The organism is Paenibacillus sp. JGP012 (assembly GCF_014203995.1).
In the GTDB taxonomy this organism is placed as follows: domain Bacteria; phylum Bacillota; class Bacilli; order Paenibacillales; family Paenibacillaceae; genus Paenibacillus; species Paenibacillus silvae.
In genome coordinates this window covers 136,143-154,508 of record NZ_JACHKG010000005.1, presented here as the reverse complement: position 1 = coordinate 154,508, position 18,366 = coordinate 136,143, and the positions used below count along the sequence as shown (strand labels likewise).

Here is an 18,366-nt window from a genome sequence, read left to right as displayed (position 1 = left end):
GGCGCACGCAGAAGGAGGCGTTAATGGTTATGAGCATGAAACCTTTGGCTGGTGACAAAAAGGCATGGGCAGGCAGCGCAGGGAAAGCCGGCTTGTGGGGATGGAGCCGCCTGTCTTGGCGGCATCGTGTTTCATCCGCAGTATCGCGGCTGTTCTTGTATGTCGCGCTGCTAATCGTCATTTTTACTGTGGCCTGTGCGATCGTTCCAGGTTGGATTGCTCCGTATGATCCCACACAGATGATGACGGACGCAATACTACAGGCTCCTTCTGCTGTACACCTGTTTGGTACGGATTATTTCGGAAGAGATATTTTCAGTGTGGTTGTGTATGGCAGCAGAGATTCCCTGCTGATTGGTTTTGCTTCCGTGCTTGTGGGCGGTCTTGTTGGCAGCATGCTTGGAATCCTTGCGGGGTACGTGGGCGGAATCGTTGATACCGTAACAATGCGTGCCGTAGATATTCTTATGGCTGTGCCTGGTGTTCTGCTGGCACTGTCTGTTGCCGCTGCACTTGGCCCCGGACTGATGAATATTGCGCTGGCGGTGGCAGCAGCCTCGATACCGGGGTATGCCCGGGTGATGCGTGGTCAGGTCATGTCGGTGAAGAATCTGCCCTTTATTACCGCAACACGTTCACTGGGCGGTTCCAACGCCCGTATTTTCTGGAAGCATGTTCTGCCACACTCCTTGTCGCCGCTGCTCGTTATGGCAACGCTGGGAGTAGGCACATCCATATTGACCGGATCGGGACTCAGTTTTCTCGGACTCGGTGTATTGAAGGAAATTCCCGATTGGGGTGCATTGCTGTCCCAAGGCAGAGGGTATTTGACGGTAGCCTGGTGGATTTGCACATTCCCGGGTCTGGCCATTACGCTGTTTGTTCTGGCTGTAAATCTGATTGGGACGATATTCGCGATAGACTAGATCCAAAAGTAAAAGGAGCGGCCTGACCGCTATTCCAAGGAGGAAAATAACATGTCACATGTTGTTATTATTGCCGGAACCCCGTCCAAGCGTTCACGTTTGACAGGACTTACGGATTATAGTAGCCATACGTTAAGCAAAGCTGGTATTTCCGTTGAAGTGATTCAGGTGACTGATTTGCCGGCTGAAGACCTGGTGCAAGCAAAATTCGACAGCCCGGCCATTCAGGATGCACTTGCCATTGTGGATGCAGCGGATGCTGTTATTGTGGCTACTCCTGTATATAAGGCAGCCTATTCGGGTGTGCTCAAGCTGTTTCTCGACCTGATTCCACAAGAAGGACTCCGGGATAAGGTAACTCTCCCGCTCGTCATTGGCGGTTCGATTGCACATTTGCTTGCCATTGATTATGCATTGAAGCCTGTGCTTACCGCACTCGGAGGACGCCATATTCTTGGCGGCGTATACGCAGTGGATCAGGCGATTGAACGCAATGAGGACGGAACATTTACACTTGCGGCAGATATTACCGCCCGTCTGGATCGGTCTCTGGAAGAATTAAGATTGACACTGGAAAAGGACGGTATTACGATAAACTAAAACCGAGTAATATGATAGGAAAAATGAAAATGGATGATGGTCTTACCATCAGCGATGTCTGTTTCCCTTGCTAAAACGTCTGCGGACGTAGATACGGAGGCGCCCATGAATGTAGAGAACATTGAAGCATTTGTATATATCAATCACTATGGCAGCTTCAATAAGGCGGCTGAAGTACTCTTCTTGTCCCAGCCTTCGGTTACGGCACGCATCCAGTCACTGGAAAGAGAGTTGGGGTGCAAGCTGTTTGACCGGCTAGGCAAGCAGATTGTGCTGACAGATGAGGGCCGCAAATTTTTACCGTATGCGCAGCAGGTGCTGCAAGTCCTTCAGAAGGGAAGACAGAAAATTCAGCAGCGGAGAACAACACCTGAAGCTTTGCGTCTCGGCAGCACGGTGTCGGTGTCTAATTATGTTATTCCTGATTTTCTGCCCCGAATCAAAGCAACATATCCCGAGGTGAATATCAAGCTGACCACCGCAACAACAGATCAGCTGATTGCCAAACTGCTCGGCCATGAGATTGATCTGGCCTTTGTACGCAAGGTCATGCATCCCGCCATTCGTACCGTTGCTTTTTACGAAGATCCAATCCAGCTGTATGTATACAAAGACCATCCTTTCATTGAGCGTGGACATGTCAGTATGGAGGCGCTTCGGGAGCAGCAGCTGGTTTTCTTTGAATGTGGATCACTGGACTGGCTTCGAATTCATCGGGCTTTCGATTCTTTGGAGCATCCGCCGGACATTACATATCATGTCGATAATTCAGAAACAGCGAAGAAACTGGTCATGCAGGGGGCAGGCATTGCTTTTCTCCCAGGGCTTACGGTAAAGAAGGAGGTACAACGTCAGGAGCTGTTCCCTATTCAGATTCATGAAGTGGCAGGAGTATCGCTGCAGATCAGTGTTGTGACCTTGAAGGAGGAGTATTCGCCATTTGCCGAGCCCTTCGGGGAAATGCTGCGGCAGCTGTAGCTGCAACAGCATTTTGCCATTGAATTGTGCAGGGAAGCGAATCAAAACAAGAGAAAACCGAAGCAACCATCACATAACCTGAAGCTGAACGGAGGGACGGAATGAGAAGTGAGCTGGAGCAGTCTGGACGGAAGCTTGAGCAGCCGGATGAGGAGCAACTGGGCAAGCCGGATGAAGAGCAAGGACACCAGCAGGATGCAGAAAAGCAAAATGATGAGCAAGAAGAACAGCTGCAGGCACAACATGTAGAGCAAGATGAAGCATTTGCGGAAGAGCTGACCGCTATCCGGCGGTATCTGCATCGCAACCCTGAGCTGTCTGGTGAGGAAAAGGAAACAACCGCAGCCATTCGTGGCTGGCTGGAGAAGGAAGGCGTTCGTCTTGCGGATGAGTATACGCTGCGTACCGGGTTGATCGCTGAAGTGGGACAGACGGAGGGACCTGTCGTTGCGCTGCGGGCGGATATTGATGCTCTGCCGATTCAGGAGCAGACCGGGCTGGAGTTTGCTTCACAGATCGCAGGGCGTATGCATGCGTGCGGGCATGATGCCCATACAGCTATTCTCGTTGGAGCCGCACGGCTGCTGAAGCAGCGTGAAGCCCGTCTTCCCGGGCGAGTACGTCTCATCTTCCAGCCTTCGGAGGAGAAGGCGACAGGTGCACGGCAGGTCATTCAGAGCGGGGCACTGGACGAGGTACAGGCTATATTTGGTTTGCATAACAAACCGGATTTGCGAGTTGGCACTGTAGGCATTCGTGAGGGGGCACTGATGGCGGCGGCAGACGGTTTTGTTGTCAAGGTGGAAGGTGTAGGCACCCATGCCGCAGTGCCGGAAGCGGGCATCGATCCGATTGTCGTTGCTTCGCACATCGTCACCGCGCTGCAGGCCATTGTCAGTCGTAATGTGAGTGCGCAGGAGAGTGCTGTTATCAGCGTTACCAAAATTCACAGCGGCACTGCCTGGAACGTCATCCCGGAGGAGGCGGTGCTTGATGGCACAGTACGTACCTTCGACGAGAAGGTACGGGCGCTTATTCGCGAACGCTTCAATCAGGTGGTGTCCGGTGTCGCTGCAGCCTATGGCACCCGTGCAACGGTTCGCTGGATTCAGGGACCGCCCGCTGTGGTCAATGATGAATTGCTGGCGGAGAACGCTGTTCAGGCTGCGCAGCAACTTGGCCTGAATACCGTCAGACCGCTGCCCTCTCCGGCGGGGGAGGACTTTTCCTTTTATCAAAAAGAAGTGCCCGGTCTGTTCCTCTTCCTCGGCACCTCGGGCCCGCATGAGTGGCATCATCCGGGCTTTGATGTGAATGAGCAGGCGTTGCCGCTGGGCGCGCACTTGCTGGCAGCACTGGCAGAGCATGCGCTGTACCGTCTGCAAGGTCAGATTCGTTGTTGAGGGTAAAGGGACACCTGATCAGACGAAAAATCAGTTTTTGCTTCGCCCATCATCGTTGTATGGGTCACTCGTATGAAAACGGATGGATCGGTATCTCTTGATCTGTATCTTCTATACCATTAGCTGAAGAGCTGGCGCCGGACGTCAGCTCTATTTCTGTTTTCTTAACCAACAATGCTTCTAAATTACACAGTAATTATATTTATAGATCAGCACAGCTAATGACGCACATGGAAATATTTGTTGACGACCCCTAATGCATGTGCTATATTCTTCCTTGTTTAATCGTAATTATTACTATTAGATGACAGACAAGCAATTGGAGGACTTCAATTCAAATTTCATAAGAACAGGAGCAGCCGCTGGCATGAAACATGAGATTGATTTTATCAAATGTAGTCCAACGCAGAACATGACTATTCTGGTCAAAACGAATCATGCTGCCGAGCATTACGGCGACATTGCCTCCAGTCTGATGTCTTATGATCATGTCTACGCTGAGCAGGTCGGGTTCATTGAGCCGCCGCGCAAGCAGGGAGCCGCCGCCCGTCTGGAGATGGCTGGAGGAGAGTTCTGTGGTAATGCGTGCATGGCACTTGCTGCCCATATTGCCTCTGAACAGGGGCTGGAGCAGCTGGCTTCAATGAACGTCAAGCTGGATGTTTCAGGCACAGAGACCCTGATTTACTGTCATGTGAAGAAGCGGGAGAATCGGTATGATTGCCAAGTTACGATGCCTGTTCCCGAACTGATCGAGCGCAAGGCGCTCACGTTTGAAGGTATGGAGCTGGAGATGATTGTTGTTCGATATGCCGAATTTATTCATATTGTGATCGAAGTTCAGGATTTCGATGACACGATGAGACGGCGGGCACAGCGTCTGGCGCGGCTCCTCGGACTTACGACGGGTGACAAATTGATTGGCATTCTGTTATACCGTCCAACCACAGAAGAGATGGTTCCGTTAATTTATGTTCCGCAGCTGGATAGCCTCATCTGGGAGAGGGGCTGCGGGTCGGGCACAGCATCCATAGGCGCTTATCTGGCCTGGTTTGCAGAGCGGGAGGTTACACAGCTGATCAAGCAGCCTGGAGGAGTAATCAAGGTGACTGCCGAGTGGAATGCAGCAGGTGTGAAGGCAATTACGATCGAGGGCAATGTTGGAATTGTAGCTCACGGAACCGCTTTTATTGATGCCCCGCTGGAACGGAGCAGAAGTATGGCGAGTATCTGAGCAAAACTCCGTATCTAGGCCTTCAATGTATACGAGTGAAGCTTTTTATCTTAAATCTGGCAGCACGGTGTGACGATAACGAGATGCAGGAGGAGAAACTATTGATCACGTTAATCCACTTTGAGACAAAGCTTACCGAATTCGCTTCACAGTTCAGCAATCTTGCGGTCAGGTATGACCAAACGCTTGAGCACAGCTCCGAGCTGGAGACAGTTATTAATGATTATTCCCGTTTTGTGACGGATGAGGATCATCGGGAAGCTTGGGATATGTTGAGACCTTCAGAGCTGGAGGAGCTTGAGCCGCTGATCCAGGAACTTAGAGATCAATCAGCCCGGTGTGTAGCGATTATGGAGAAGTACCGGGCATTGAAGCTGCAGGATGGAGAAGTGCAGATTGCGGATTATTTTAAAAATATCGAAGAATGTATCGACAAAGAGTTTGGCAGCTTTCAGGTGATGCCTGATTCGAAAGTGCTGCTGGTCGGTTCCGGTTCCTTCCCGATGACCCCGCTACTGATTGCACGGCGAACCGGAGCACAGGTGGTAGGCATTGATATTGATGCAGAAGCAATTACGCTTGGGCGAGGAGTTGTGCAGACGCTTGGGGCAGAATTAAACATTCGTCTGGAATCGTCGCTGCTGGAGGATCTGCCATATACCAGGGAAGCCACCCATATCATTTTCAGCTCAACCGTAGCCAACAAATACGATCTGCTTGATCAATTACATGCGTTGACCAATGCACAGGTCGTCGTGGCGATGCGTTACGGCAACCAGTTGAAATCGCTGTTCAATTATCCGATGCGGGAGACGGACGACCGGAAATGGAGGCTCGCAGATAACATTTTGCGGCCGCATGATGTGTTCGATATTGCGTTATACCAGAAGAGTGTGTAAGGGAGGCATATATGATCAATGAGCGGTGTTCAACGAGTTCTGTTATGCGGCACAGGTCCTGCGTCCATCCAGCTGGCTGTTACGTTCAAAAATGATCTTGATTGTCACGTTGGTCTGGCGGGCAGGGAATCGGTGCGGTCAGCAGCCTTCTATGCAGCATTGGAACAGAATGGGCAGCAGGTTCAAGTGACCATACAAAATGAAAAGCATTATGCCCTGGCAGGAGAGTGTATCGTGGATCAGGTATTCCGAGGATACGACACACTAGCAGGAGAATGGCATACGCTGGTTCTGGCTGTCACAACCGATGCTTATATCGACGTATTACAGCAAATAGATGATGCTGTTATACAGCAACTGAAATATGTCATTCTGGTTTCACCGACGTTTGGTTCCAGTCTGCTGGTGAGCCAATATTTGCAGGGACGGGGAGCAGAGGCGGAGATCATCAGCTTCTCTACGTATCTGGGAGATACGCGTTGGATGCATGGGCAGCCGTCTAATCAGGTCATCACTACAGGAGTGAAAAGGAAGGTGTACATTGGCTCCACAGTGCCCTCTTCAGCATATGTGCAGCAATTACGTGAGCTGTTCGAGCGATTGCAAATTTCACTCGGCGTGATGTCTTCCCCGCTGGAGGCGGAGACGCGAAATATTTCGTTATATGTGCATCCACCGTTGTTTATGAATGCTTTCTCACTGGAGGCGATCTTCGGTGAGCAGGGCGTGCAAAAATATGTCTACAAGTTGTATCCCGAAGGCCCGATTACACCTGCGTTAATTCGCAGCATGCGGGAACAATGGCAGGAGATTACGCAGATTACGGACAGACTCCATGTTCAGGGAATCAATCTGCTGCAGTTTATGACGGATGACAACTACCCGGTCCGATTAGAGAGTTTATCACGTCAGGATATCGAGCAATTTGATCAATTGCAGGCGATTCATCAGGAATTTTTATTATACATACGGTACGCCTCGTTATTGATTGATCCGTTCTCGGAGCCGGATGCTGCCGGAGCCTATTTCGACTTCTCCGCTGTGCCGTTTCGCCGCATATTTACGAACCGTGAGGGAGAGCTCGACGTTCCGAGAATGCCGAAGGAGGATTACTACCGCATCAAAATCATTCAGGGCATTGCCAGACATGTGCAGGCCAGCTGCCCTACGATTGACCATTTTATCGCCACATATGAAGCGAAGCTTCAGGAAACGGCCCGTGCACACCCGGATCAGCGTCTGTCTACAGCATTTGTAATCCAGTCGTTTCAGCAGGATATTCAGATGATTTGCAGTGCTCTAACCGGCAGTAAGGATTGATTTTGATATAAAAAATGCAAGTTGAATTTAGGGCGTGTCTTGAAACCTACTGAAGTGCATATTTTACCGCCTTTTCGCCCCCTGCTGCGTCACTTTCCCTTGACGTGCCCCGGCACGCCTGCGGAAAACTTCCTGGCTTGGAACGAAAATTCAGCAAAATCTGCTTCCTGCAGAGTTTTCAGACACGCCCTGGTTTTACACCGAAACGGAGAGGGCAGATAAAACCTGAAGAAACGAAGTGCTCGCATTTATCCCCGGATTTCCCCCTTGGAAATGGACTCCTGAAATCTGGGGATAACGGCGATCGGAAGGTTGTTCTGGCCACGAAGTGGTATGGTGTAAATTTTGAATGTAACTTGCTCAACAGGGGGAAAGGTTATGACAAAAAGAAATGCTTTCAAACGCCTCGTGTCACTAGTCGCTGTCATTGCGATCATCTCGGGCTGCACTCAAAATGCCCAGACTACCAGAGAGGAGAAGGCGCCAGCGACGGCAGCAGTCAGCCAGAAGAACAATGAAATTATTTACGCTTCTGCCAAAGATATCAATGATATGAATCCACATCTGTATCCAGGCTCGATGCCTGCACAAGGAATGGTTTATGAGTCACTGGTGGAGAACACCAAGGATGGCATCAAGCCGCTGCTGGCGGAGTCATGGGATATTTCAGAGGATGGAAAAACATATACTTTTCATCTGCGAAAAAATGTAAAATTCCATGATGGCGAGCCATTTAACGCCGAGGCGGTCAAACAAAATATAGAAGCCGTTCAGGCTAATGCCGAGAAGCATTCCTGGATCAAGCTTTCCACCAAAATCAAGGATGTTAAAGTTGTGGATGAATATACGCTGCAGCTGATGCTATCCGAAACGTATTATCCAACGCTGGTGGAATTGTCCATGACCAGACCGTATGTGTTCATCTCACCCAAGGATTTCAAAAATGGAGGAACCAAGGATGGAGTGAGCGGTTTCCATGGAACCGGACCATACAAGCTGACCGGACATAAGGTGGAGGAGAACGCTACGTTTGAAGCGAATGCGGAGTATTGGGGCGGTGCACCTGCGATTCAGAAAATTACGGCCAAAGTGCTTCCGGCTGGAGAAACGACATACCTGGCACTGCAAAAGGGTGAGATCAACGTTGTATTTACCGATGACCGCGGAGCGGACAGCATTGATGTAGCGGCAATGGACCAGCTTGCTGCGTCCGGCGAGTATCAGGTAGTGCGAAGTGATGCAATGAACACAGCCATGATCGTAGCGAACAGCAGCAAGCTGGATAGCCCGGTGCATGATAAGGCTGTGCGAGAGGCGTTATGGACTGGCATTGATCGCGAAACGATCAGCAAGGATATTTTTAATGGCACGCAGACTGTGGCAGACACTCTTTTCTCATCCAACGTGAACTATGCCGATGTGGGCCTGAAGATCAGAGCGTATGACCCGGAAGCTGCCAAACAGCTGCTGGAGCAGGCAGGCTGGAAGCTGGCTGAGGGCAAGACCGTGCGGGAGAAGAACGGTCAACCACTCGCGATGAAGTTGTATTATGACAGCAACTCCTCCTCGCAAAAAACGCAGGCCGAGTTGATCCAGTATGAAATGAAGGAAATCGGCATGCAGCTCGACCTGGTAGGGGAAGAGTCTTCTTCTATTGCCAATCGCAGATCCACCGGGGAATATGATCTGTTGTTTAATCAGACCTGGGGATTGGCCTACGATCCACAGAGCACTATTGCCGCATTTACATCAGACTCCTCGTACAAGCATACCACCAGTGGTATCGCGGAAGCAGATGAGCTGTACCGAAAAATCGACGAGGTGATGAGTTCTACGGACGAGCAATCCAGAAAGGCGTTGTATGCCGATATTCTGAAGATTGTGCATGATGAAGCGGTCTTTATTCCGCTTACCCATGGACGTGTGACTGTTGTTGCTCCGAAAAATCTGCAGGGTATTACCTTTAAGCAGACGCAGTATGAATTACCTTTTGAAAAGATGAAATTAGAGTAGAGAGGAGAGGGCCATGGGAAGTTACATTGCGAGACGACTGCTGTTAACCATCCCTATGCTGATCATCATATCCTTGATTACCTTTCTGCTGATCAGTCTGTCACCTCTTGACCCGGCTGTGGTGGTGCTGCAGGCGCAGGATGTACCGCAGATTACCGATGAGCTTATTGCCCAAACGAACGAAGCGCTGGGTTTCAACCAGCCTTTCCTCGTTCGATATCTGGACTGGATGAAGGCCGTCGTGCAGTTTGATTTTGGACATTCGTATGTATCTGGCGAATCGGTGTGGTCTTTGATCGGACCGGCATTGCTGAATACGTTAAAGCTGACCCTGGTATCATCTGTTTTCATCATCCTGTTCTCTGTATTGCTTGGTGTGCTCAGTGCATTAAAAGAAGGCAAACTGCTGGATCGATCCGTCCGAGGGGTTTCCTTTTTCCTGACAGCGATGCCTTCCTACTGGCTTGCAGCGATGCTCATCTGGTATTTTTCCGTGAAGCTGGACCTGCTGCCAACCAGCGGTATGGATTCTTATCGCAGCTATATTCTGCCTGTGCTGGTGATTACGGTGAGTTATACGGGCATTTATTTCCGCTCGGTTCGCAGTGCCATGCTGAGCAATATGAATGAAGATTATGTGTTCTATGCCCGTGCAAGCGGTCTGAGTGAGCGGAAGGTCATGCTGCATATTTTGCGCAATTCCTTGCAGGTGGCCGTGTCGATCTTTGGTATGGCGATCCCGATTATACTGGGCAGCACGGTGGTCATTGAAAATGTATTTGCATGGCCGGGCCTTGGCCGGCTAAGTGTAAGGTCGATTCTGAGCCGGGATTTCCCGATCATTCAGGCGTATGTGCTTATTTTGGCGGTAACGTTTGTGCTGTTCAATATGTTCTCCGATATGATCAATGCTGCGCTGAATCCTCGTTTGAGAAAGGAATTCTGATGCGATGCGACTATTCAAAAATCTGAGCCGTGACAAGCTGGCTGTAACCTCATTGACCATTATTGTATTGACGATTGCCCTAGGTGTGTTTGCCCCTCTTGTCGCTCCCCATGATCCCGGTGCGGTCAATATGAAGCTTCGCTACGCCTCGCCGTCCTGGTCGTACCTGTTAGGCAATGACCATCTGGGCCGATGTGTGTTATCCAGGCTGATCTATGGCATTCGTCCAAGTGTGCTGTGGGTGCTGGCTGCGCTGGGCATCTCGGTGCTGGCGGGTGCAGTAGCCGGGTTTGCCGCAGGTTATTTCAAGGGCAAGGTAGATGCATGGCTGATGCGAATCTGTGACATCATGCTGTCGTTTCCCGGCTACGTCATGACCCTTGCGGTTGTCGGGATTCTGGGGGCAGGACTGGAAAATATCCTGATTGCGTTTGTTTGTATGAAATGGGCATGGTTTGCTCGTGTCATACGTACATCGGTGATGCAGTTCTCGGAGATGGAGTACGTGAAATTTGCCAAAGCTTCAGGCATATCCCATATGCGGATCATTACGCGACATCTCATTCCGGTGACGTTTGCCGATATTGCGGTGATCTCCAGCAGTGCAATGTGCTCGATGATGCTGCAGGTATCGGGACTTTCCTTTCTGGGGCTGGGCATTCAGGCTCCCCATGCCGAATGGGGCATGATGCTGAATGAAGCCAGAGAAGTCATGTTCTCCAGACCTGAATTGATGCTGGCTCCGGGACTCGCCATTATTGTTGTTGTGTCCGCTTTTAATTTCTGGTCGGATGCCCTTCAGGTGGCACTTGATCCGAAATTAATGACTTCACAAGGAAAGCCGGACCCGTCTCATGAAAGAGAGGTGAGAAAGGCTGTCTATGAATATAGTCGAGGTTAAACATCTCAAGGTGTGGGACACGCAGACAGATCGTACGATTATCCATGACAGCTCATTTGAAGTCCGACAGGGAAGCTGCCTGGCCATCGTCGGGGAGAGTGGCAGCGGCAAGTCAGTCACCTGCCGGGCATTGATGCGGCTGAACAAACCCAATATGCGTCAGTCGGGAACGATGCTGTTTCAGGGCGAAGACCTCCAGCTGCTCCCGGAACAGGAGATGCGGCGCCGAAGAGGCAGGCATCTGTGTATGATTATGCAGCAGGGCATGAGTGCATTTGATCCCTCTTGTGTGCTTGGAGTCCACATCCGGGAGACCTTACAGACACACTATAACTGGAACACCCGTGAGCTGGAGCGCAAGATGTATCAAGCCATGGAGCGGGTCATGCTCAAGAACCCGATGGACATTCTGAACAAATACCCGCATCAGCTGTCTGGCGGCATGCTGCAGCGGATGATGATTGCCCTGGCCCTTGTGCTGGAGCCGGAGCTGATTATTGCGGATGAACCAACAACAGCGCTGGACACCATCTCTCAATATGAGGTACTGGAGCAGTTGATTCAGCTGCGGGAGCGCATGGGCTGTTCCATGATTTTTATCTCGCATGATCTTGGTGTAGTTCGGAAGATTGCGGATGATGTGATGGTGATGAAGGACGGAAGCATTGTGGAGCAGGGCAGCATACAGTCTGTTTTGCAGGAGCCAGAACATGCGTACACGCGTTACCTTGTATCCACCAGGCAGGAGCTAAGCAATCATTTCAAAGCCATCATGCAGGAGGGATCGTAGATGCTTACGGTAGAACAGGTTGAAAAATCATACACGCAGGGCGGCATGTTCTCGAAGCAGCGACAGCAGGTGTTGAAAAAGGTGACCCTGGAATGCCGTCCAGGTGAATGCCTCGGCATTATCGGGGAGAGCGGCAGCGGCAAATCGACCCTGGGACGTCTTATGCTCGGGCTCGAAAGGCCGGATCGGGGAACCGTTCGATTCGAGGGCCAGGACGTGATGAACCGCCGGGTTCGGGTGGGGCAGATCAGTGCCGTTTTTCAAAACTATACGTCTTCGATGAATCCATTTCTCACGGTGCAGGATGCCATTATGGAGCCGATGAAGGCGCAGCAAAAGACTCACGAATCTGTACAACGCCCGCAGAAGGCGGCAGCAGCGAAAGTGGATATGCTGCTTGCTCAGGTTGGACTGGACACTTCGTACAAACTCAAGTATCCTCATGAGCTGTCAGGCGGAGAGGCACAGCGAGTCTGCATTGCAAGAGCGATCTCGACCGAGCCGAGGTGCATTGTGCTGGATGAAGCGGTCAGCTCGCTGGATGTGTCGGTTCAGATTCAGGTGCTGCAATTGCTGAAATCGTTGAAAAGTCTGTACACGATGAGCTACGTTTTTATTACGCATGATATTCAGGCGGCAGCCTACATCTGCGACAGGTTAGTTTTTTTCAGAGATGGCCGGGTGGAGGAGACGATTGCAGTTGAACAGCTGAAGCATGTGCAGTCCGACTATGCCCGCAAATTGTTAAAGCATCTAATCTCGTTATAGCTGTCAATGATCGAAGTTGAACGATAATTTTACAAGGTTATTCTGTCATTCGGATTGGACTGCTTTATGTCTTTAGTTCAGTTTATATAATCCTGGATGCGGGAATGAACGGTTTTGTGTGGAGGAGGAGTAGTCTTGTGAGTGGCGCGATGTCGTGGCCTTTTTTGCGTTTGTACATTCTGGTGCTTCTGTACTTCAGTGCCAATGCCATTCTGAATGTGATTATTCCGCTGCAGGGGGCATTTCTTGGTGCAAACAGCACGACCATAGGAGTCATTATGGGGGCATATATGTTCACCACGATGTTTTTCAGACCGTGGGCGGGCAAAATGATTCAAAAGCATGGGCCGATTAAAATTCTTAGGATCATTCTGATTATTAACGGGTTGGCCTTGGTTTTATATACGTTTACGGGGCTTGGAGGTTATCTGATTGCCCGTATGATGCAGGGGGTATCGACGGCCTTTTTTTCCATGGCACTGCAGATTGGCATCATTGATGCACTGCCGGAGAAAGACCGCTCGCAGGGCATCTCGTATTATTCGCTGTTCAGTTATATTCCGGGCATTGTGGGCCCGGTGCTGGCTTTAGCTCTGTGGCAGACCGGAGGCATGGACTATTTTACAGTGGTACTGATTGGGATTGCGGTCTGTACGGGTATATTTGGCTACACGGCCAAGATGGAAAAAAATAAAGAGCAGTCACATCCGGCAGATACATCTGCACAGAATGCGGGCATGTGGCAATCCTTCGCCCAACTGGTGAGAAATCCGCTGCTGTTCCGCTCCAGTCTGCTGATGCTGAGTGCTTCCGTTGTATTTGGTGCGGTCACCACCTTTATCCCGCTGTATGCGGGTCAGATTCAGGGGGGCCATGCCGGTGTGTATCTGATGCTGCAGGCAGGCACAGTGGTGCTGGCGCGGATTGCACTTCGCAAACGTATTCCTTCGGATGGACGATGGCACTCGCCGTTTATGATGGGCACGATGCTCCTGCTTGCGATTGCCTCGCAGTGTGTAAGCTTTTCGGTGACGGGAGGCATGATTTTTTTCTATGCTGGTGCTGTGCTGATGGGCATTGCTCAAGCAATACTGTACCCGACGCTGACGACGTATCTGTCCTTTGTTCTGCCTAAGCTGAATCGAAATGTATTGATGGGTCTATTTATTGCCACAGCGGATTTGGGCATCTCTCTGGGCGGTGTCATCATGGGACCGATTGCAGATATCTCTTCCTATTCATTTATGTATATGATCTGTGCTATTCTAGGAGCGGTGATGATATTTTTTGCCTATGAACGGCGAACAACCCTACAGTGAGTTCCTTGAGTTGATCGCTCGAGTGCAGGCATGTGATAGAGAAAGCAGGTATGAAATTTTGAAAGCTTCAACTTCTGTAACGACAACATCCAGTAGCAAATTAAATCCGGTATCCGTTTCGTTTATCGGATTTTATATACTGGCTTTTTTATTTTTTGCTGCGAACGCGGCTTTGACCATTATTCTGCCCTTGCGAAGTGAGGCCGCCGGGTTAAATCAGGCCGAGATCGGTCTGATGATGGGCAGTTACATGTTCACCTGTATGCTGCTTCGGCCGTTTGCGGCACAGTTGCTGGGCAAGCATGGGCCGTTGCGCGTGATGCGGTGGCTGCTGATATTGCATGCCGGAACGCTGCTGCTGTTTATCGTGTCTGGCGTGGACACGTATCTGTGGCTGCGGGCGCTGCAAGGCGTAGCAACAGCATTTTTTTCGATGACGATGCAGGCCGGTATTGTGGAGAGACTGGAAGACAAGGACCGGGCGCAGGGGCTGTCGATGTACACGCTGTTTACGATGGTGCCTTCGCTGGTCATTCCGATTCTGGCCGTACAGATCTGGCAAAATGCCAGCGAGCTGGCGTTTACACTGCTGATGATCGGACTTGCTGTGCTCCCCTTGCTGCTCGGGTACAAGGTGGATTTGCCGCAGAGCACCGTGCAGAACAAAACGTATACGCTGGGAGACATGCTGCGTTCCTTCAGCGGCATCTGGCGCAGTACACCGCTGCTTGTCAGCAGTGTGGTGATGCTGTTTGCCTCCTGTGTATTTGGCGCAACAGCCACCTTTCTTCCGCTCTATATGGTATCGACAGGTGCAGCGAGTGCCGGATTTTTTCTGACGATCCAGGGCCTCGTTGTGATTCTGTGCCGTTTTCTTTTGCGTAAAAAAATTCCGTCGGACGGCAGCTGGAATACATGGCTTATGGCAGGTCTGATGCTTAGTTCTGCGCTGGGAACGCTGCTGCTTAGCCTGATGGATAGCATTGGGCCAGTGGTTTATGTGGCTGCGGTGTTTAGCGGTTTTGCGCTGGCCTTGCTGTATCCGACCCTAACGACGTATCTGTCCTTTGTACTGCCTGCGGATTCCAGATATGTGCTTATGGGTATTTTCATGTCCTCTTATGATCTGGGCTTTTCGCTCGGCGGGCTGGCGATGGGTGTTGTGGTGCAGATCAGCTCGTATTCAGTCATGTTTACTATCTGTACGCTGCTCTCTGTAATAGCTTTAATCGTAGTGGTGCTTAGCAAACAGAGGATGGAGGGCAGGGCGGGTGCAGCCTCAGTTTAGATAGGGCTGGGCAGGAGCAGACCATGTGACTGGAGAAGTGGAACGAACACGAATAGGAATACGAGCATGAAATAGGATTAAAAGTATGAGTATGAGTAAGAGTATGAATTTTGAATAAGCATATTTATAGCAATTTTTAGAACAGGCTTATGATGAAGCTTTGCTAAAGCGCATGGGGTATGCGCATATGCAGGCAGAAATCGTAAGCCTTTTTTATATTGTTTTTTATGGCAGGAACGAAAAAAGATTTGACAATGGTGTCAAACAGGATTATATTCATTGTTGTTAATCGTAATAATTACTATTAAAGTCATCTATGAAGATGAACTGCAACTATAAGGAGTCGATTTTCATGACACAAAAGCAAATACCGGTGACCGTTCTTAGCGGTTACCTGGGATCAGGTAAAACAACAGTTCTAAACCATGTGCTGCACAATCGGCAAGGCTTGAAGGTCGCTGTAATCGTAAACGACATGAGCGAGGTCAACATTGATGCGGCGATGGTCAAAGGTGAGGCAACGCTCTCGCGCACAGAAGAGAAGCTGGTGGAGATGTCCAACGGCTGTATCTGCTGCACGTTGCGCGATGATCTGATGCAGGAGATTGAAAAGCTGGTGAACGAGGGCAAATACGACTACATTCTGATTGAATCGACAGGCATCAGTGAACCTGTTCCGGTGGCACAGACGTTTACATACGCCGATGAAGAAACAGGCATTGATCTGACTCGTCTGGCGAAGCTGGATTGTCTCGTTACTGTTGTTGATGCCAATCGGTTCTGGCATGATTATGCTTCGGGACAGAGCTTGCTGGATCGCAATCAGGCGACTGGGGAGGAAGATACCCGTGATGTCGTTGACCTGCTTATTGACCAGATCGAAACCTGTGATGTTTTGCTGCTGAACAAATGTGATCTGGTGGAAGAGGCGGAATTGCAGAAGCTGGAAGGCATAATCCGCAAGCTGCAGCCGAGTGCCAAGATCATTCGCACGGTGAACGGACAGGTGAATCCGATGGAGATTTTGAACACGGGGCGATTTGATTTTGAGAAGGTGAGCATGTCGGCCGGTTGGATACAGGAGTTGGAAAAGGAAACTCATACACCAGAGACCGAGGAATACGGTATTGGATCATTTGTGTATCGCCGTCGGAAGCCATTCCATCCATCCCGTCTGGCTGAGTTCATGAGTTATTGGCCGGAAGAGGTCGTGCGTGCCAAAGGGCTGGTGTGGCTTGCTGCTGAAGGGGATGTGGCTGCCAGCTTGAGCCAGGCGGGGCCCTCCATTCAATTCGGACCTGCGGGGCATTGGGTAGCGGCCCTGCCGGAAGAAGATCAAGCAGAAATTTTGCGGACCGAGCCGGATGTGCTTGCCAAATGGGATGCCCAGTGGGGCGATCGCCAAACGGAGCTGGTGATGATCGGCATAGATATGGAGCGCTCCATCATCGAGGATGAACTGGACCAATGTCTGCTCAGCGATGAAGAGATGCTGGCAGATTGGGGACATTTCGAGAACCCGCTGCCATGGCCTGCAGAAGCCATTTAATGAAGGCTGAGTTGGCTGGGCTATACGTGAACAGTGAATTGGCTTAGAACACATGGAGCGTCAGGTGTACATTTTATGAAAATATTACATTATTCAAACGATAAAGGAGCTGGAGAATTTGGCTAAAAAATCAAAGGTTGTACGTGAGAAGCAGCGTCAGGCCGTTGTGGCAAAGTATGCGGAGCTGCGCAGGGAACTCAAGGAAAAGGGAGATTATGAGGCTTTGCAGAAGCTGCCTCGTAACGCTTCACCAACGAGACTGAAAAATCGTTGTGAAGTGACAGGCCGCCCGCGTGGATATCTGCGCAAATTCAAAGTATCCCGGATCAAATTCCGTGAGCTGGCTCATCAAGGCCAGATCCCAGGTGTGACTAAATCCAGCTGGTAAGCCTTACGGAATGGTGTGTTTATGAGTGAAAGTGATAGTGATTGTGGAATGGTAGTGAAATGAAAATGATATTGTTATGAAATGTTTGCCTCTGGTTTTAGTCTTTGAATTGGGGAGGCGCTATAAGCGAAGTTTTCAGGAAAGTGAAAAGCAGTAGGCAATCAAGGAATGGTGGAATTGTTGATTGTAACGCTTTTGCTGGTTCCAGCTTGGTGATAAGTTCTTATTTTTCGATAAGGGGGGCAGTTATTCCATGCTGGATGTGTTTACACTGCGGCGAATTGAATCTTTGATGAATGGATATGTTCACGAGAAAGTACCGGCACAGCTGCGTACCATGGTGAAGTTAACCTACGAGATGAAGGGCAATGAGCTGATTCTTACCGAAGAACGTCCAGGCGTACAGCGTTATCAGTGGGATCGCATGCCGATAGCCCGTTTTTACTGGGAAGGAGATCAGTGGCAGGTGTTCGCTAGTGATGATTATTCCAGCTGGAATCCAGTGGAGGTCATTGTGCCGTGCTCTGATTTTGAAGATGCGCTGGAGCAGGTGGAAAGGGACGAGTCCGGGGTATTCTGGCGTGAGCGTGATTGAAGCAGTGAGATAGTAATGAACGTAAGAATATGATGTAATGGATAAGTGTATGTGAATGGGATATGAGTAAGGGGATGTGTATATGTAAGGAGTTGGGTACATCCTAGGGTATGTATAAGTGTAAGGATATAGGGCATATGTGTGGGGCTGGGGCATCGGGAATAGGTCAGCAGGATAAGATGGTCAGTCCTGTTCATGCCATTTGCCAGCTAAATTGGTTAAGAGGACTGCAATCGTGGATTACGATGTGGTCCTCTTTTGGTTGTTGTCGGGAGAAGTTAGGGATGCGATGCGCAGTTGGCGGTAGAGTGCGATGAAGTGATTAAAGTGACATTAAGGTAACTGAGGGGTGAGATGGAATGAGGTGCTGCGAGAAAATGGAGTGGCTTGGCGTCAGGAGTGAGGTGGAGAGAGAGGGGTAACTTGGCTTTAGGAGTGAAGTGGTGTGA

General features: G+C 50.2%; 16 protein-coding genes and 1 pseudogene. All 17 read left to right on the top strand.

The genetic code is table 11. From position 1 onward, the window contains the following. The first annotated feature begins 29 nt into the window (after positions 1-29). The 17 genes and pseudogenes from HNR77_RS08930 (at position 30) to HNR77_RS08850 (ending at position 17,917) form a co-directional block, all read left to right on the top strand. Positions 30-952, top strand: a pseudogene (locus tag HNR77_RS08930) (ABC transporter permease). A 25-nt stretch (positions 953-977) separates the two neighbouring features. Beyond that, positions 978-1,526 (top strand): NADPH-dependent FMN reductase, encoded by a 549-nt coding sequence (gene ssuE, locus HNR77_RS08925; protein ID WP_184182702.1) that lies wholly within the window; start codon positions 978-980, stop codon positions 1,524-1,526. A gap of 105 nt (positions 1,527-1,631) precedes the next feature. Beyond that, positions 1,632-2,504, top strand: coding sequence for a LysR family transcriptional regulator (locus HNR77_RS08920; protein WP_184183140.1), 873 nt, complete (start codon positions 1,632-1,634; stop codon positions 2,502-2,504). A gap of 101 nt (positions 2,505-2,605) precedes the next feature. Further along, on the top strand, positions 2,606-3,907 hold the full coding sequence (locus HNR77_RS08915; RefSeq protein WP_184182699.1) for an amidohydrolase: 1,302 nt from the start codon (positions 2,606-2,608) through the stop codon (positions 3,905-3,907). A 367-nt stretch (positions 3,908-4,274) separates the two neighbouring features. Continuing rightward, positions 4,275-5,141, top strand: coding sequence for a histidine racemase CntK family protein (locus HNR77_RS08910; RefSeq protein ID WP_184182696.1), 867 nt, complete (start codon positions 4,275-4,277; stop codon positions 5,139-5,141). 101 nt (positions 5,142-5,242) lie between these two features. Then, entirely contained in the window at positions 5,243-6,040 is a 798-nt protein-coding gene (locus HNR77_RS08905) for a methyltransferase domain-containing protein (protein ID WP_397366415.1), read from the top strand. Positions 6,041-6,058: 18 nt separating this feature from the next. After that, positions 6,059-7,360, top strand: coding sequence for an opine metallophore biosynthesis dehydrogenase (locus tag HNR77_RS08900; protein WP_184182693.1), 1,302 nt, complete (start codon positions 6,059-6,061; stop codon positions 7,358-7,360). Between the two features lie 378 nt (positions 7,361-7,738). After that, entirely contained in the window at positions 7,739-9,373 is a 1,635-nt protein-coding gene (gene cntA / locus HNR77_RS08895; RefSeq protein ID WP_184182689.1) for a staphylopine-dependent metal ABC transporter substrate-binding lipoprotein, read from the top strand. A gap of 13 nt (positions 9,374-9,386) precedes the next feature. Next, positions 9,387-10,319, top strand: a complete 933-nt coding sequence (opp1B, locus tag HNR77_RS08890; RefSeq protein ID WP_184182686.1) for a nickel/cobalt ABC transporter permease — start codon at positions 9,387-9,389, stop codon at positions 10,317-10,319. Between the two features lie 4 nt (positions 10,320-10,323). Continuing rightward, complete coding sequence (cntC, locus tag HNR77_RS08885; RefSeq protein ID WP_184182683.1) at positions 10,324-11,220, top strand: staphylopine uptake ABC transporter permease subunit CntC; 897 nt, start codon at positions 10,324-10,326, stop codon at positions 11,218-11,220. Further along, the gene (gene cntD, locus HNR77_RS08880; protein ID WP_184182680.1) at positions 11,201-12,010 is read left to right on the top strand and encodes a staphylopine uptake ABC transporter ATP-binding protein CntD; all 810 of its coding nucleotides are present in this window, start codon (positions 11,201-11,203) and stop codon (positions 12,008-12,010) included. Before cntC ends, cntD begins: the two co-directional genes overlap by 20 nt. Further along, positions 12,011-12,778, top strand: a complete 768-nt coding sequence (locus HNR77_RS08875; protein WP_184182677.1) for an ABC transporter ATP-binding protein — start codon at positions 12,011-12,013, stop codon at positions 12,776-12,778. Positions 12,779-12,915: 137 nt separating this feature from the next. After that, on the top strand, positions 12,916-14,097 hold the full coding sequence (gene cntE / locus HNR77_RS08870) for a staphylopine family metallophore export MFS transporter CntE (protein WP_184182674.1): 1,182 nt from the start codon (positions 12,916-12,918) through the stop codon (positions 14,095-14,097). Positions 14,098-14,155: 58 nt separating this feature from the next. Continuing rightward, positions 14,156-15,385: a staphylopine family metallophore export MFS transporter CntE gene (gene cntE / locus HNR77_RS08865; RefSeq protein ID WP_260410429.1), complete on the top strand. Its 1,230-nt coding sequence runs from the start codon at positions 14,156-14,158 to the stop codon at positions 15,383-15,385. A gap of 352 nt (positions 15,386-15,737) precedes the next feature. After that, positions 15,738-16,934 (top strand): GTP-binding protein, encoded by a 1,197-nt coding sequence (locus HNR77_RS08860; RefSeq protein ID WP_184182668.1) that lies wholly within the window; start codon positions 15,738-15,740, stop codon positions 16,932-16,934. Between the two features lie 118 nt (positions 16,935-17,052). Continuing rightward, positions 17,053-17,322 carry a 30S ribosomal protein S14 gene (gene rpsN / locus HNR77_RS08855; protein WP_184182664.1) on the top strand — a complete coding sequence of 90 codons (270 nt, stop codon included), beginning with the start codon at positions 17,053-17,055 and terminating at the stop codon, positions 17,320-17,322. A gap of 253 nt (positions 17,323-17,575) precedes the next feature. After that, the gene (locus HNR77_RS08850) at positions 17,576-17,917 is read left to right on the top strand and encodes a DUF3024 domain-containing protein (RefSeq protein WP_184182662.1); all 342 of its coding nucleotides are present in this window, start codon (positions 17,576-17,578) and stop codon (positions 17,915-17,917) included. The last annotated feature ends 449 nt before the right edge of the window (positions 17,918-18,366 follow it).